Source organism: Rhodococcus sp. F64268 (assembly GCF_023015605.1).
GTDB lineage: Bacteria > Actinomycetota > Actinomycetes > Mycobacteriales > Mycobacteriaceae > Rhodococcus.
In genome coordinates this window covers 23,996-39,732 of the sequence record NZ_JALKAI010000006.1, presented here as the reverse complement: position 1 = coordinate 39,732, position 15,737 = coordinate 23,996, and the positions used below count along the sequence as shown (strand labels likewise).

General features: G+C 65.8%; 17 protein-coding genes. 7 read left to right on the top strand and 10 right to left on the bottom strand.

Translation table 11 applies throughout. The features are described from left to right. Nucleotides 1-71: 71 nt before the first annotated feature. The 4 genes from MWU77_RS16185 to MWU77_RS16170 all read left to right on the top strand — a co-directional run bounded on the left by MWU77_RS16185 (nt 72) and on the right by MWU77_RS16170 (nt 4,728). Nucleotides 72-1,451, top strand: a complete 1,380-nt coding sequence (locus MWU77_RS16185) for a hypothetical protein (protein ID WP_247274231.1) — start codon at nt 72-74, stop codon at nt 1,449-1,451. 57 nt (nt 1,452-1,508) lie between these two features. Continuing rightward, on the top strand, nt 1,509-3,863 hold the full coding sequence (locus MWU77_RS16180) for an arylsulfatase (protein ID WP_169688511.1): 2,355 nt from the start codon (nt 1,509-1,511) through the stop codon (nt 3,861-3,863). A gap of 74 nt (nt 3,864-3,937) precedes the next feature. Continuing rightward, nucleotides 3,938-4,354 carry a transcriptional regulator gene (locus tag MWU77_RS16175; RefSeq protein ID WP_247274230.1) on the top strand — a complete coding sequence of 139 codons (417 nt, stop codon included), beginning with the start codon at nt 3,938-3,940 and terminating at the stop codon, nt 4,352-4,354. Beyond that, nucleotides 4,351-4,728, top strand: coding sequence for a DUF3817 domain-containing protein (locus MWU77_RS16170; RefSeq protein WP_247274229.1), 378 nt, complete (start codon nt 4,351-4,353; stop codon nt 4,726-4,728). The genes MWU77_RS16175 and MWU77_RS16170 overlap by 4 nt, the downstream gene beginning before the upstream one ends. A gap of 10 nt (nt 4,729-4,738) precedes the next feature. Here the strand turns inward: MWU77_RS16170 and MWU77_RS16165 are convergent, their stop codons facing one another. Genes MWU77_RS16165 through MWU77_RS16155 form a run of 3 tightly spaced genes read right to left on the bottom strand, consistent with a single transcriptional unit; the run spans nt 4,739 to nt 8,018 of the window. After that, complete coding sequence (locus MWU77_RS16165) at nt 4,739-5,179, bottom strand: response regulator (protein ID WP_247274228.1); 441 nt, start codon at nt 5,177-5,179, stop codon at nt 4,739-4,741. Next, nucleotides 5,176-6,819, bottom strand: a complete 1,644-nt coding sequence (locus tag MWU77_RS16160) for an ATP-binding protein (RefSeq protein WP_247274227.1) — start codon at nt 6,817-6,819, stop codon at nt 5,176-5,178. Before MWU77_RS16160 ends, MWU77_RS16165 begins: the two co-directional genes overlap by 4 nt. Next, nucleotides 6,816-8,018: a PP2C family protein-serine/threonine phosphatase gene (locus tag MWU77_RS16155; RefSeq protein WP_247274226.1), complete on the bottom strand. Its 1,203-nt coding sequence runs from the start codon at nt 8,016-8,018 to the stop codon at nt 6,816-6,818. Before MWU77_RS16155 ends, MWU77_RS16160 begins: the two co-directional genes overlap by 4 nt. A gap of 162 nt (nt 8,019-8,180) precedes the next feature. Here MWU77_RS16155 and MWU77_RS16150 point away from each other — a divergent pair, with 162 nt between their 5' ends. Further along, on the top strand, nt 8,181-8,564 hold the full coding sequence (locus MWU77_RS16150) for an STAS domain-containing protein (protein ID WP_247274225.1): 384 nt from the start codon (nt 8,181-8,183) through the stop codon (nt 8,562-8,564). Between the two features lie 39 nt (nt 8,565-8,603). Then, complete coding sequence (locus MWU77_RS16145) at nt 8,604-9,032, top strand: ATP-binding protein (protein WP_247274224.1); 429 nt, start codon at nt 8,604-8,606, stop codon at nt 9,030-9,032. Between the two features lie 51 nt (nt 9,033-9,083). Here MWU77_RS16145 and MWU77_RS16140 read toward each other — a convergent pair whose 3' ends face one another. Continuing rightward, entirely contained in the window at nt 9,084-10,325 is a 1,242-nt protein-coding gene (locus tag MWU77_RS16140; protein ID WP_247274223.1) for an oxygenase MpaB family protein, read from the bottom strand. 116 nt (nt 10,326-10,441) lie between these two features. Here MWU77_RS16140 and MWU77_RS16135 point away from each other — a divergent pair, with 116 nt between their 5' ends. Next, nucleotides 10,442-11,011 carry a TetR/AcrR family transcriptional regulator gene (locus MWU77_RS16135; RefSeq protein WP_169688503.1) on the top strand — a complete coding sequence of 190 codons (570 nt, stop codon included), beginning with the start codon at nt 10,442-10,444 and terminating at the stop codon, nt 11,009-11,011. A 53-nt stretch (nt 11,012-11,064) separates the two neighbouring features. Here the strand turns inward: MWU77_RS16135 and rdgB are convergent, their stop codons facing one another. The 6 genes from rdgB to MWU77_RS16105 all read right to left on the bottom strand — a co-directional run bounded on the left by rdgB (nt 11,065) and on the right by MWU77_RS16105 (nt 15,735). Next, nucleotides 11,065-11,682, bottom strand: coding sequence for an RdgB/HAM1 family non-canonical purine NTP pyrophosphatase (rdgB, locus tag MWU77_RS16130; protein ID WP_169688502.1), 618 nt, complete (start codon nt 11,680-11,682; stop codon nt 11,065-11,067). Nucleotide 11,683: 1 nt separating this feature from the next. After that, a complete protein-coding gene (gene rph, locus MWU77_RS16125) occupies nt 11,684-12,472 on the bottom strand; it encodes a ribonuclease PH (protein ID WP_169688501.1) in 789 nt (262 codons plus the stop codon). A gap of 47 nt (nt 12,473-12,519) precedes the next feature. Next, nucleotides 12,520-13,281: a cyclic nucleotide-degrading phosphodiesterase gene (locus MWU77_RS16120; RefSeq protein WP_247274222.1), complete on the bottom strand. Its 762-nt coding sequence runs from the start codon at nt 13,279-13,281 to the stop codon at nt 12,520-12,522. A gap of 129 nt (nt 13,282-13,410) precedes the next feature. Beyond that, nucleotides 13,411-14,034: a rhomboid family intramembrane serine protease gene (locus tag MWU77_RS16115; RefSeq protein ID WP_247274221.1), complete on the bottom strand. Its 624-nt coding sequence runs from the start codon at nt 14,032-14,034 to the stop codon at nt 13,411-13,413. A gap of 46 nt (nt 14,035-14,080) precedes the next feature. After that, nucleotides 14,081-15,160, bottom strand: coding sequence for a P1 family peptidase (locus MWU77_RS16110; protein WP_169688498.1), 1,080 nt, complete (start codon nt 15,158-15,160; stop codon nt 14,081-14,083). Next, nucleotides 15,157-15,735, bottom strand: coding sequence for a DUF2017 domain-containing protein (locus MWU77_RS16105; protein ID WP_169688497.1), 579 nt, complete (start codon nt 15,733-15,735; stop codon nt 15,157-15,159). The genes MWU77_RS16110 and MWU77_RS16105 overlap by 4 nt, the downstream gene beginning before the upstream one ends. Nucleotides 15,736-15,737: the final 2 nt, after the last annotated feature.

Below are 15,737 nucleotides of genomic sequence, written 5' to 3'. Positions count from 1 at the left end.
GTCGAATTCATCCCCCCTCACAACCAACACTGAGGTGAAGTGGACACGGCTACCAGAAGGTAGACACCCACATGACAGAGCCCAATCAGTCGTCCGAGGATGCCCCGCTGAGCTCCGACGAGCGCCGTGAGCTCGAACAGCTTCGCCTGGAGGTCGCGGAACTGCGCGGGAAGGCCCTCGTCGACGCCCCGGCGCCTCCCCCACAGACCACGGGCGAGCCTTCCCCGCGCGGACACGCACTCCGCTGGAGCGCGGTGGTCATCCTGCTGGTGCTCGTAGGTCTGCTCGCCATCGGCTCGGTGGCCGCCCGCTTCGCGCGCAGCGAGATCCTCGACACCGACCGCTACGTGGCCATGGTGACACCGCTCGCCTCCGATCCGGTGATGCAAGGCGCGGTCACCGACCGGGTGACCGACGAGATCTTCGCCCAGGTCGACGTCGAGGGACTCACCACGGACGCCTTGACGGCGCTGACCGAAGACAGACCGCGTCTGGAACCGGTAGTGGGTTTGGCACCGGTCATCGCCGGCCAGGCAGAAAGCTTCGTGCACGACACCGTCGGTAGCCTTGTCGCCTCGGACCAGTTCGAGACCCTGTGGATCCAAGCGAACCGCACGGCGCACGACAAGCTCGCGGCGGTGTTGACCGGTGATACCCGTGTGGAGGCCATCGCAATCGACGACAGCGGGACGGTGAGCCTGAACCTCGCCCCGATCATCGAGCGAGTCAAGGCGCTCCTGGTCGAACGCGGTTTTTCTTTTGCCGACCAGATCCCGGAGATCGACAAGCAATTCGTACTGTTCGAATCTCCCGAACTCGTGAAAGCTCAGCGCGCCGTCAACGCCCTCGACAATGCCTCCGGTGTCCTTCCATGGCTGACGCTGCTCGTTGCTGCTGCCGCGGTCTGGGCCGCCCCACGGGGTTCACGCCTTCGTGCGCTGTCGGCCGTGGGTGCGACTCTCGTCGTCGCCATGCTGGTCCTCGCATCGGCGATCCTCATCGGCCGGTCGCTGTATCTGGACAATCTGCCGGCCGAGGTGCGTTCGCCGGACGCTGCGGCGGTGTTGTTCGACGCCACCGCGACGCCCTTGCGGACGATGCTCCGCGCGGTGCTGGTCGCGGGGCTGGTGGTCGCGGTCGGCGCCTATCTGATCGGTGGATCGTCCTCGGCGATGGCGGTGCGTCGCGGGTTCGGTTACGGGATGAACAAGCTGAGGAACCCGAACAGCACGCGCGTGCCCAGCACCGTCGAGGTGTGGCTGGCGCACGCCCGTGTTCCGGTGCGTGCGGCGATCATCGCCGTGGCGGTGTTGGTGATCGTGTTCTGGAACTACCCGACCGGGGCGGTCGTCGGATGGACCGTGGTGATCGCTCTGGTCGCGCTGCTGCTCCTCGAGGTCGTTGTCCGGCCGATCGTCACAAGAGCACGCGAGCCGCTCGGCTCGGCCTGACCATTACCGACCGCGTATTCACAAGCACTCCATTCGACGAAGGGGATGTTTTGCACCATGACGAAGAAGCGTGAGGTCCTTCCGATTCCCGACCGGCAGCACCTCGGACTGGTCACGTACGACGCGAAGGACCCGGACACGGCCTTCCCGCCCATCGAACCTCTGTTACCGCCCGAGGGCGCACCGAATGTCCTGGTGGTCCTCCTCGACGACGTGGGTTTCGGCGCCAGCAGCGCGTTCGGCGGTCCGGTGCACAACCCGACCGCGGAGCGTCTGCAGCGCGGCGGTCTCACGTACAACCGGTTCCACACCACTGCCCTGTGCGCACCGACCCGCGCCGCCTTGCTCAGTGGCCGCAACCATCACTCGGTGGGAATGGGCATGATCACCGAGACGGCGACCTCGGCACCGGGGTCGTCGGGGCTTCGGCCGAACACCAAGGCGGCGTTGGCCATGACCTTGAAACTCAACGGGTATTCGACGGCCCAGTTCGGCAAGTGTCACGAGGTTCCGCCGTGGCAGACCTCTCCCGTCGGGCCGTTCGACGCGTGGCCCACCGGTGGGGGCGGCTTCGAGCACTTCTACGGCTTCATCGGCGGCGAGAACAACCAGTACTACCCCGCGCTCTACGACGGTTTCGTCCCGGTCGAGCCGGAGAAGAGCCCGGAGGACGGTTACCATCTCACCGAAGATCTCGCCGACCATGCGATCGACTGGATTCGTACTCAGAAATCACTTGCTCCGGAAAAGCCGTTCTTCGTCTATTTCGCTCCCGGCGCCACCCACGCACCCCATCATGTCCCGCCGGAATGGGCGGACAAGTACGCCGGCCGGTTCGCCGACGGCTGGGATGCGCAGCGCGAGTCGATTCTCGCGGAGCAGAAGCGGCGTGGTGTGGTGCCTGCGGACACGGAGCTGACTGCACGGCCGGATGCGATCCCCGCATGGGACGAGATGGATGAAGCACTCAAACCGGTGCTGGAACGCCAGATGGAGGTCTACGCGGGCTTCCTCGAGCACACTGACTTCCACGTCGGTCGTGTCGTCGATGCGATCGAGTCGTTGGGTGCTCTCGACAACACGCTCGTCTATTACATCGTCGGCGACAACGGCGCCTCGGCGGAGGGAACCGTCAACGGGGCGTTCAACGAGATGGCAAACTTCAATGGCCTCGCCGCTATCGAAACTCCCGAGTTCATGGCCGCGATGAAAGAGAAGCTCGGTACCCCGGAGGCCTACAACCACTATTCGGTGGGGTGGGCGTGGGCGATGTGCGCGCCCTTCCAGTGGACCAAGCAGGTCGCATCCCACTGGGGTGGTACTCGCAACGGCGCAGTCGTCCATTGGCCTGCCGGAATCCGCAGCAAGGGCCAGATCCGGTCACAGTTCACCCACGTCATCGATGTGGCGGCGACTGTGCTCGAGGCGGCCGGGTTGCCGGAACCGACCTTCGTCAACGGAGTACAGCAATCCCCGCTCGAAGGTCCGAGCATGATGTACACCTTCGACGATCCCGGCGCGCCGGAGCGGCACGACCTGCAGTACTTCGAGATGGCGGGCAACCGTGGGATCTATTTCAAGGGCTGGAGCGCGGTCACCCGGCACAGCACACCGTGGCTGCCGAACGAAGAGCTTCCGGCCCTCGACGACGATGTCTGGGAACTCTACGACGGCACGACCGACTGGTCGCAAGCACGCGATCTCGCTGCCGAAATGCCCGAGCGACTCGCGTCGTTGCAACGTCTCTGGCTGATCGAGGCGGTGAAATACAACGTGCTGCCCATCGACGACCGCCGATTCGAACGATTGAATCCGACCATCGCAGGCAGGCCGCAATTGGTGACGGGCAGCAGGCAGGTGTTGTTCCCCGGCATGAAGCGGCTCAGCGAACACAGTGTCATAGACATCAAGAACCGGTCGTTCTCCGTGACCGCGGCGATCGAGACACCGAAGGAGACGCCCGCCAACGGTGTGGTGATCGCGCAAGGTGGCCGTTTCGGCGGTTGGGCACTCTACCTACGGGAGGGTTGCGTCAAGTTCGTCTACAACCTGCTCGGAATGCATGAATTCGTCATCGGTGCCACGGAGGATCTCCCCTCCGGCGTACACCAGATTCGCGTTCATTTTGCGTATGACGGGGGTGGCCTCGCGAAGGGCGGAGACGTCACCCTCTCCATCGACGGACGCAGTGTCGGCGGGGGCCGTGTCGACCGCACTCAGCCGATGATTTTCTCCGCGGACGAGACGACGGACATCGGCGACGATTTCGGTATGCCGGTGAGCCACGACTACGCGGGCCGCAGCAAGTTCAACGGCCGCATCGACGTCGTGCAGATCGACGTCGGCGATGACGATCATTCCCATCTGATAGACCCCGCAGAGGTTGCGCGCGTCGCGACTTCACGGCAGTGAGATCTTCGTGACCTCGCCCACGGCGCCCGGTCCGTCTTGGCAGGTCGGTGCAGTGCTCAGGTACCGTCGAGTTCGTGTCCGAATATCGTCCGCCGCGCCGCGTGGCCCTGATCGTGTTGGTGATCGTCGCCGCGGGCGGATGCCTGGCTCTCGGCTATTGGCAATGGACACGCTTCGAAGCGGTCGGCGGTAACGGGCAGAATCTCGGCTACGCGTTCCAGTGGCCGGCCTTCGCGTTCTTCTGCATCTACGCGTACCGGCGATTCGTCAAGCTCGAGGCCGTAGAGGCTCAGGCCGACGACCCGGACGGCGCCCCTGCGTCGAACCCCGAGGAACCCACAGAGATCCCGGCGGATCTTCTGCCGAGCCGCCCGAAGGTCGCGATCGACGAGCCCGAGGACGCCGGAGACGATCTCGAGGCGAAGCAGGTCCAGGAGTACAACGAATACCTCGCGCAGCTCTCGCGCGGGTCCGATAGGAGCGGTCAGTGAGCACCACCCCCGAGGCGTCCGATCAGGCAGCCGCGACCCCCCGCAACGTCAGCGACGCGGATCGCAAGAAGATCGGCTCCGCGTTGCTGCGGTACCGCGTCCTCGCGTACGCCACCGGTATCTGGCTGCTCGTCCTCACCGGCGAGATGATCGCGAAGTACGTCATCGGCATCGAGAACGTGCCGTCGTGGATCGCAATCGTGCACGGTTGGGTGTACGCGGTCTACCTCGTACTCACCTTCGACCTGTCGATCAAGGTGCGCTGGCCGGTCTCCCGCACCATCGGCACGCTGCTCGCGGGCACCATCCCGTTCCTGTCGTTCTACGTCGAGCACCAGCGCACCAAGCAGGTCAAGGCCGACTTCGGGGTCTGACTGCCCGCGGTCAACGCGTGGGTAGCCGCACCACCTGCACGAAGAACTCGTCGATCTGTTTGACGGCCTTGATGAACTGGTCGAGGTCGACGGGTTTCGTGACGTACGCGTTGGCGTGCAACCGGTAGCTCCGCAGAATGTCCTCCTCGGCCGACGACGTGGTGAGCACGACCACGGGGATCGGCGCGAGGTCGGGGTCGGACTTGATCCGCTCGAGCACCTGGCGGCCGTCGTACTTGGGCAGATTCAGGTCGAGCAGGATCAGGTCCGGTTTGGGCGCATCAGCGTGAGCGCCTCGGCGATAGAGGAAGTCCAGCGCTTCCTCACCGTCGCGGGCAACGTGCAAGGAGTTTCCGATCTTGTTGTCCTCGAACGCTTCACGCGTCATCAGTTCGTCTCCGGGATCGTCCTCCACGAGCAGGACATCGATCGGCTTACCGGTAGGGGTCATGCTGATGCTCCTTCCAGAGCAGTGTCGGTCGCAGGTTCTTCATCGGCCTCGACCGGGATTGTGAAGCAGAAGCGAGTACCGTCGGTGTGCGCGCGGTCGATCCAGATCTCGCCACCGTGGTAATCCACGATCTTGCGGCAGAGTGCCAGTCCGATGCCGGTGCCTCCATAGGTTTCCCGACCGTGCAGACGCTGGAAGATGACGAACACCTTCTCCGCGAACTCTTCGGCGATACCGATACCGTTGTCCGTCACGCTCACCGTCCACACGGCGTCGGTCTGCTCGAATGCGATGTGCACCACCGGAGTCCTGTCGGGATGCCGGAATTTGATCGCGTTTCCTACCAGGTTCTGCCACAACATGGTCAGCAGAGTCGGATCTCCGAGGACTTCCGGGAGTGATTCTGGACGTTCGATCACGGCCTCCGAATCCTCGAGGGCTTGTTCGAGGTTGCTCAGAGCCGAATCGAGTGCCCGGTCGAGACCGACACGTACGTGCGCGTCGCTGACCCGCCCGACGCGTGAGAACGTGAGCAGATCGTTGATGAGCACCTGCATCCGCTTGGCGCCGTCCACCGCGAAGTCGATGTATTGGACGCCGCGCTCGTCGAGTTTGTCGCCGTATCGCTTCTCGAGCAGCTGGCAGAACGACGCGACCTTCCGAAGCGGCTCCTGCAGATCGTGCGACGCGACATACGCGAACTGTTCGAGTTCGGCGTTGGACCGGCGCAGGTCGATCGCCTGACTTTCGACCTGCTCGTGACGCTCGCGGGAGATCGTGAGTTCCGCTGCGAGCCGCTCACGCATGCCGTCGACATCCGCGGCGAGTGCCCTGATGTCTGCCGGTCCCTGCGGGATGATCTGCTCGTCGAATCTGCCTCCGGCGACCATGCGGGTCTGCTCCCGCAATCTGTCCAGTGGACGCACAACGAGAATCTGAACGAGCACGGTGACACCCACACCGCTGAGCAGAAATGCCGCAACCATGAAGCCGAGGACACGATCGCGCACGGTCCGCACATGCTCGAGTTCGGCGATACCTTGTGCTCTGACCTCCTCCAGATGCTTGTTCTGGATCTCGAACAGGGCCCGCAACTCGTCGAATGCCACACTGCCCGCTTCGACAGCGCCGACATCCACAGGCTGCGGATCGCCCGGGACCACGTTACTGACGAGGGGAAGGGTGTAGATCCTGCGCCATTCGTCCGCCGCGTTCTCGATTGCACCGAGGTCGTCGAGCAGCGGCCCTTCCACCCCGGGCATCGGCCCGGGACGCTCGATCAGCGCACGCATCGTGTCGGCGGCGTCCTGTTCCTCGGCCCGTCCGGTCTCGTATGGTCCGAGGAACTCGGGATCGGCGGTGATGATGTACCCGCGCGCCCCCGTCTCCTGACTGATCAACGCTGCTTGAAGCCGGTGGGCCTCGACTCGTGCGGGTTGCAGCACATCCCTCAGGTAATTGGAGACCTCGGTGGTACGGGACAGGAAGTGGCTACCGACAACGGTGCCGATCACCACAAGCACCCCCATGAAACCGAGCACCAGGAGAATCCAGCCCTGCACTGCCACCTGGGATCGTCGCGTCGTCTGCGGTGCCCCGCTCGGCACGTCCGAGGCTTCGGTGTCTGTCGGGTTCGTCATTCGGCCGGTGTCGCTTTCCCGTTCCATCGCACATGCACGACTGCTACGTCGTCGGTCAATCCGCCGTGGGCATCGGCGAGCTCTTCCGCACCCTGGATGAGAGTGTCGGCGAAGTCGTCGGGTGCGAGGTGCCCGCACCGGCGGGCGAGCTCGAGGAGTCCTTCTTCGCCGAGTCTCTGGCGTCCGGCGCCGGTGTGGCCTTCGAAGAGTCCATCGGTGAACAACACGACAGCTCCCTCGGCGGGCAGCTCCAGTCTGTGAACCGGCCACGACGCCGAACCGGGCAGGAGTCCCAGAGCGGGCCCACCGGGCGCTTCGACCCACTCCACCTCACGTCCACGACGCACGAGAATCCCGGGGTGGCCTGCTCGCATCACCGTGAAGGTTCGGCGATCGGGCGTCATGGCAAGGCTGGTGACGGTCGCGAAAACCCGGTCGGCCGCTCGCTCTGCGACAAGGATCTCTTCGAGCTTCGCCAACTGCCGTTCTCCGCTGATGCCGGTGAGAACGAGTGTGCGCCACGCGATTCGCAAACCGACGCCGAGGGCGGCCTCGTCCGGGCCGTGCCCTGCGACATCGCCGACGAGAACATGAACGGTGCCGTCTCCGGTCTGCACCACGTCGTAGAAGTCACCTCCGAGAAGGGCGGAGGCACGCCCCGGGCGGTAACGCGAGACCACTTCGAATTCGTCGGTGCACAACAGCGGGGATGGCAGCAGCCCACGCTCGAGCCGGGCGTTCTCTTGGGCGTGCAGCTGGCTGGCCTGCAACGCAGCGGCGTTCTGTTCGGCTTGTTTGCGCTGGATCGCGTAACTCACTGCGCGCCCGAACAGCTCCGGCTCGACTCTGCCCTTCACGAGGTAGTCCTGAGCGCCGACAGCTACGGCTGCGAGTCCGGTCTCTTCCTCCGCCATACCGGTGAGCACGACGATGGGGACGGATTCGGCGTATTCCTGTACCTGCGCGACAGCTTCGAGGCCGTGCGCGTCGGGGAGGTGGAGATCGAGCAACACGCAGTCGGGTAGTCCGGCCGCGAGAGCGTCACGTGCGGCAGCGAGCGACTGCACCCACACGACGTTCATCTCGGGCGCACTGTCCGCGACGAGTTCCTCGACGAGTAACGCGTCGCCGGCGTCGTCCTCGATCAGCAACAAGGACGCGGGTGATCCCGAGTTGTGCGGTCGTCCATGCGTGTGCACGGCGGTCGTCCTTCCTTCGGCGGTGGATCCCTCCCGAGGATCGGCACACCGCCGACGCCACCGTTGAACAATACCCAACCTTCTCGTACACATGTGCGCACGTCCTCAGGGCCTCTGCCTGTGCGTCTCGCATGTCCGGGCGCCATCCTGCATGATGGCCACGTGAATGAACGATCGAGCGAACATCCGCATATGGGCCTGAAGATGACCCGCTCGGATTCCGTCGCGGTGTTGTCGGTGAGTGGCGATGTCGACTTGTCGAGCGCTCCGTTGCTGGAAGAGGAAGCTCTCGGGTTGCTCGACGAGGATCTGTCCGGCCTGATCGTCGATCTCACCGATGTGCATTTCCTCGCGTCGATGGGTATGGCACTACTTGTGGACCTGTCCAAGCGCGCGGCCGACAGCGTCGCCTTCGCCGTGGTAGCAGAGGGCAACGCCACCGCGCGGCCGCTGGAGCTGCTCGGGCTCGGCGATGTCCTCTCCATCCATCCGCGCCTCGAGGACGCGCTCGCAGCCGTGAAGCCGGCGGAGATGCCTGAGAAGTAGGCAACTGCGCACGCGCTGTCCGTCTAGAACCGAGGAGCCATGCAGACTCACACCGACGGGTCCGCATCGTTCACCTCCGGGGGGATCTTCTTCCGGGGTGTGCGCGCGGACGCGACTCAGATCGCCGGCCTGCGCCAGGCTGTACGGCAATGGTTGGGGACTCTGCACCTCGAACCGGACCATGAGCATGATGTGGTGTTGGCCAGCTACGAGGCGCTGGCCAATGCGGTGGAGCATGCCTACTCGGCCGACGACGAGATGGCCACGGTAGACCTGGAAGTGACTTTTCGCCCGCAGGAGCGTCATCTCGAGGTCACTGTCGCTGATCACGGGCGTTGGCGCGACATGATCCACGATCCGAATGCCTCACGCGGACACGGCCTCGCCCTGATTCGCAAACTCACGACGGAGATGGTGGTCACCCCGGGGTCGGACGGTACCCACGTCGCGATGCGCTGGGCGCTCTGACCACCTACGCGGTCCCGAATTCCGGACCTCGTCCTCCACCCTCGATTCCGCTCAGAGTTCGAGGGCTCCGACGTCGGCGCGCGCACCCGCGAATTTGAGCCGGAGTTCTCGTCGTGCAGCCCGGTCGCCGAGATACTCGAGGAAACGCCGCCCCTCCGATGTCCTCTTGATCAGGGTTGATTTCACGATGTTCTTCGCGATGACCGGTGCCACCGCCACAGGCGGGACCGACGGCAGCCCCAGATCCTCGAGGCCTCGTTTGCCGAGGAAGAACCGAAGCATGCTCAGCAACCTCAGTCGCTCGTATCGACCGACCAGGCCCGAGAACCTCCCGTAGTCGAGGGTGCGGTGTCCGTCGACGAGAGCGCGGGAGAGAGCGGCACCCGCGGGCGTGACGTCGTCCTGCACCAGCACGACGTGGTAGTTGAAGTGGTGTTGTTCGCGCTCCGTATCGAAAAGGAAGTCGTCATCGACGCCCATGAGCCATCCGATGTACTTCCACATGTGCATGATCGCGGCGGATTCCTCACGCGTGACCCGATAGCCGAGGGCGCGCGCGCCGATCAGTAGCGTGCCGTTGAACAATCCGAGTGTTGCGGCCTGGTCGGTCTGGTTGATGGGCAGTCCCCAGTGCTCGACGTCCCAACGGCCGTTCGTTTCGAACCGCTGGTTGACGAGGGCGTGCATGGCGCGCACATGCACGGTGAGCTTGAATCCGTCGCCATCACGACGCATGGCGCCGGGCTCCCCCACCGCGGTGCCCCACTTCTGGGTTTCGCCGAGGCGTCGCATCGCAGTGGATCCGGTCAGGCCGCCGGTTTCGACCAGGAGGTCGGGAGGTCCACCGAATCGGTAACCACCGATGAGCGCGAGTTGTAGCAGCACGTCGTTGCGTGTCCGCCCGATCCGCCGGAATGCGCGTGCTCCTCTGTCCAGCAGGTTCCAGTCCACCCAGTCGGGAACCTGCTCGACGTGTGAGAAGAATGCGCGGAGGGCCGCGGGGGCGTTCGGGACGGTGTCGGCCCCGTGCTCGAGTGCCTGATGGAACTGGCGCATGGTGACGCGCTCGGGGTCGTTGCGGTCGAGGCGCATGGCCTGTACGAGAGCGGCGCCCACCTCGTCGCGGGCATACATGCGGCGTCCGATCCGGTCGAGCAGTTCGTCGTCGACCTCGCGAATCTTCGCGAAACGCGTCAGAGGCCTGCCGATGGCTTCGTTACGGGGTCGGTTGCCCTCGTAGCGGCTCGGGTACGGGGATGCCTCGAGGTGCGTGTCGAGTTCCTGCGTCGTCATGTCGCTATGCTCACACGAGTGATTACTCGCATTCAATTCGCATTTCAGGCCGCGACATGACCTCGCCGGAACGACGCCGAACCCGCCGGGCGCCTCGACAGGATCGCTCACGCGCAATGGTCGAGCGCATCATCGACGCAGGCCGGGCCGTACTGCTCGAACGCGGCTACGACGGTGCATCCACCAATCGCATCGCGGCGCAAGCACACATCAGTCCCGGGTCGTTGTACCAGTACTTCCCGGACAAGGACGCGATCGTCGCCGAGGTCGTAGACAGATGGACTGCGGAGTTGCACACTCGCATTTCGCGTGTGTTCACGAGGGCGCTGGAAGGCCCTGCGGAAGACTTGTCGGTGCGCGAGACACTCCTCGAATTATTGGACGCGCTCGGCGAGAATCCGCGACTGCTCCGCGTGTTGATCGAAGAGTTGCCCAAAGCTCCCGACAGTCGCCTCTCCGATTTCGAGAAGCGAATCGATGCGCTGCTCGGAATGTGGCTGCGGTTCCACCTCACCGACCGCGGTTCTCGTCCTGTCGACGCGATCGCGTGGATGTTGGTGCGCACCGTGGAGAACGTCGCGGTGTCCTACGTTCTGGAACAGCCGGACATCACCCGCGAGCAGGTGGCCGACGAACTCACCGCGATGGTCACCGCGTACCTACGTGAGATGACCGGTGGCGGGTAGCGCGTCCGGGGTGGATGCCCGGGATGCGGCAAGTCGCATCCCGGGCCGAGGGATCAGCCCGAGAATGCGGCGAGGGCGGGCACCAGCAAGGTGAGCGCGCGACCCCGGTGCGACGCGGCGTCCTTCTCTTCGGCGCTGAGTTCCGCTGCAGTGCGGTGCTCCCCTTCGGGCACGAAGACGGGGTCGTAGCCGAATCCGTTCTCGCCGCGTGGGGAACGGGCGATCGCGCCACGCCATTCACCGCGCACCACGGTCACCGCGACGTCGTCGCCGTCGGGGACTGCGAAGGCGCAGGCGGACACGAAGGCTGCCCCGCGCCGCGGATCGGGTACATCGCTCATCTGTGCGAGCACGAGCGCGGTGTTCGCAGCGTCCTCACCGTGAGTGCCGCTCCAACGCGCCGACAGCACACCGGGCATTCCCCGCAGCGCGTCGACCTCGAGACCGGAGTCGTCCGCGATGCACGCCATCCCGGTCGCGCGAGCGCCGTCTCGTGCTTTCGCGGCCGCGTTCTCCTCGAACGTCGCGCCGGTCTCGGGGGCCTCGGGGTATGGCGGGACTGCATCGAGACCGACCAGTTCGATCCCCGCGATGTCCGCCGCGTCGAGGACCCGCCGCAACTCTCGGAGCTTCTTCGCGTTCCGGCTCGCCACGAGCACCCGCGTGGCCATGTCAGGCACCGAACTTCTTCTTCGCCGGCTCGGCGACGAGGGGTTCGGGCAGAACACCCGGGTACGGCTGCTCGAGGACCTCACGCTGGATGCGGCACAGTTCTTCGATGCCACCGAGCGCCGAGTCGAGCAGTTTGTCGAGAGTCGTGCGAGGGAAGGTGGCACCCTCGCCGGTGCCCTGGATCTCGACGAGGGTTCCGGTGTCGGTGGCGATGACGTTCATGTCCACCTCTGCGCGCGAGTCCTCCTCGTACGGCAGGTCGAGCCGGACTCGGCCGTCGACGACACCGACGCTGATGGCCGCGATCTGGCACGAGAGCGGCTGCGGGTCCGCGAGGCGACCTGCCGCGCGGAGCCAGGTGACCGCGTCGGCGAGTGCCACGTAGGCGCCTGTGATGGCCGCGGTTCGGGTTCCTCCGTCGGCCTGCAGGACGTCGCAGTCGAGGGCGATGGTGTTCTCACCGATGGCGGCGAGGTCGATGCACGCCCGCAAGGAGCGACCGACGAGCCGGCTGATCTCCTGGGTACGACCGCCGACCTTGCCTTTGACCGATTCACGTCCGCTGCGGGTATGGGTTGCGGCGGGCAGCATCGCGTACTCGGCGGTGAGCCAGCCCAGACCCGATCCGCGACGCCACCGCGGCACTCCTTCTTCGACGCTAGCGGTGCACATCACGCGGGTCTGTCCGAATTCGACGAGGACCGAACCCGCGGGGTGGTTGGTGAACCCCCGGGTGATCTTGATGTTGCGGAGTTGGTCGTCTTCCCTGCCGTCTGCTCGTGTCGTCACCCGGACGAGCCTAGGGGATGCGTGTCGAACCGACTCGGAGGACCGCTTCAGATGCGGTACACGTCTCCGGAGGTCACTGCATGTACCGGACCGTGGAACTCGGCCTTCGCCTCCGCGATGACGTCCTCGCGAGACGTCCACGGGGGGATGTGGGTGAGCAGCAGTTCGCCGACCCCCGCACGGGCGGCGACCTGCCCTGCCTCGGTTCCCGAGAGATGGATGCCTTCGGGCCGCACCCCGGGCGCGTGGGTCCAGGACGCTTCGGACAGCAGGACGTCCGCGCCACGGGCCAGCTCGACCACCTGATCGCACATGCCTGTGTCACCGGTGTAGACGAGTGTGCGACCGGAGTCGCTGGTGATGCGGAATCCGTAGGCCTCGGGTGGATGGTTGACCTTGGTGGGACTGATGGTGAGCGCACCGAAGCGGAACGTTCCGCCGTCGTTCAGGGGTCGTACGTCGAGGGTGTCGGAGACGTCATCCACCTCTCCGGCCACCTCGGCCGATGCGACACCGAGGCGTTGCGCGGTGCCGGCAGGACCGTAGACCTGGACCCTGCCGACGGGGGCATTCGGGGAGTAGCGGCGCCACACGAGGAGACCCGGAATGTCGAGGCAGTGGTCGGCGTGCAGGTGCGACAGGAGTACGGACACTTCGCCGGGGTCGGCGTGGCGTTGCAGTGCTCCGAGCACTCCCGGTCCGAAGTCGATGACCAGGGGCGGGGTGTCGGGCGCGGTGAGCAGGTACCCGGATGCGGGAGAATCCGGCCCGGCCACACTGCCCGAGCACCCCAGAACGGTCATGCGCATATGGCTCATGCTGCCATGCCGAAGGGCTCCGATGAAGCCAACACCCGGTTTCCGGCCGGACTCACAATGACAACGGAGCTGTGACCCAGGGTTCGACACCCGGTCGGGGCGTGACGGCCGTCGCTGTGCTCAGTGCACCCGGTCTGCGGTTCTCACCGATCGTGCGCGGCGCGCATCCGACGAGAGCACCCACGCCGCAATGACTCCGCCGATGGCTCCGAAGAGGTGCCCCTGCCACGACACGAACGGATCGCTGGGAAGGACACCCCACAGCATGCCGCCGTAGAAGAACAGCACAACCAGCCCGAGCACGATCTGTCCGCCCTTGCGGGTGAAGATCCCGCGGATGATCAGGTAGGTCAGCCAGCCGAAGATGAGCGAGGACGCGCCGATGTGAGTGTCCCCGGAGCCGGCGAACAGCCAGGTACCGACACCGGCGACCACCCAGATGATGGCGGTCGCCACGATGCCGCGGGTGATTCCCGACGACCACAGGACGAGGAAACCGAGGACGAGCGCGGGCACCGTGTTTGCGGTCAGGTGCGTCCAGTCACCGTGCAGGATGGGAGCGAACAGGATCCCCCAGAGTCCATCGCCGGTGCGCGCTTCGATTCCGGCGTTCTCGAAGTTCGCGGGCAGGATCCGGTCGACGATCTCGACGACGTAGAGGAACGCGACGAAGCCGCCGATCCACAGTCCGGAACGCAGCCACGTCGGCCGTTCGGTCGGTGGTGTACCTGTCGGGATGGTCATGCGTCCATTGTGACGTCTGTCCGGGTGACGTGTGGGTCTGTCGTGGTCACAGTGTCCGGGCGGACGGGAAGATGTCGAAATAGGACGGGATTCCTGCGATGGATTCGGCTGCGAGCACGGCGTCGACGATGGCGCGTTCGACCGCGTCGGCCGCGGCGACGCAGACGGCAGCGAGAATCGGCAGGTCGGCGGGGAAGGCGTCGGGCACGCCCTCCGGTGGTGGGAGCTCCGCGGTGCCGGTGGAGAGCGCGAAGAGCGTGTCGCCGTCGAGAGGCGAGTGTGCGGGTCGGATCGCCCGGGCCAGCCCGTCGTGTCCGGCCACGGCTACCCGGCGACACGCAGCTTTCGTCAGGGGTGCGTCGGTGGCGACGACACCGATGGTCGTGTTGAGCACAGTGCCTTTGTTGCCGAGCGCATTGGCGGCGGCGAGTTCGTCGGCATCAGGGACGCCGAGCCCGAGTTCGGCGGCGCGAACCGCGTCGAGCCCCCACGGTAGACCGGTGTGGGGGTCGAAGACCGACCCGACAGGATTCGCCACGACCAGCGCGGCGACGGTGACACCCGCCGCGGGCCCCGCAGTGAGGCGGACGCTCCCGGTACCGATGCCGCCTTTGAGAACACCGGCTCGTGCTGCGGTTCCAGCACCGACCGAACCTCGCCGTAGTTCCGTGTCGGTGGCCGCCACGGCCGCCGCGTGGCCGCTGTCGGCAGTCGGTCGGGTGTGCCAACGCCCGACGGGCAGATCGAAGATCACCGCGCCGGGGACGATCGGCACCACGGCACCGGGCGCGCCCATCGGGATTCCGCGGCCCTGTTCCTCGAGATAGCGCATCACTCCGTCTGCGGCAGCCAGGCCGAACGCGCTTCCCCCGGTGAGCAGGACGGCGTCGACGTGCTGAACCGAGTGACTCGGGTCGAGCAGGTCGGTTTCGCGGGTGCCCGGCCCTCCGCCGCGCACATCGACCGCCCCGACCGTGGGTCGGTCCGCGAGGATCACGGTGCAGCCGGTGGCGGCTCCGGTGCCGGGTTGTTCTCCGGCGACGGTGACGTGGTCGTCGAGTTGCTGCCAGTGCCCGACACGAAGGCCCGGCACGTCGAGCAGGGAATCCGTGGGGCCGGGGGTCATGGCAGCAGTGCCTGGACGAGCGAGTCCTGCATCCAGGTCAGCCAGTGGTAGACGTCGAGGTGCGGTGCGCGGGGGTCGTCGTCATCGAGGGTTTCGGGAGTGTCGGCGTCGATGCCGAGCGTGGTACCCAACGCGAGTCGTACGTCGTTGAGCCCGTACAGCCAGGCTTCGGCCTGTTCCGGGTTGAGAACGACCTTTCCGCCGTCCTCGGGAACGGTCCGAAGGATGACGGCTCCGGCGGCCAGTTTCGCGTCGATGATGCTCGGCTCGTGGAGGCTGCGGAGCGCACCGTTGAGGTCGCCGGCCTCGTCGTCGGGGTTGACTTCGGCGTCCGCGTCGGGTCGGTGGAAATCGGGAAGCAGACGCTCGAGCGCGGGTATCTCGGGTGGGGTCGAGTTACCTGTGCGCAGCCCGGTGAGTTCCGCCAGATCGTCCTGAGGTGCCTGCGCGGAACGATCCTCGAGCATCCCGAGCACCGATGCGACGAGGGAGCGCAGTACGGAGGCCTCGTGGCCGTCCATCTCCGAGCGAAGTTTGGGGCCGCTCAGCGAATTCTTCCTGGTCCACTGCCGCACGT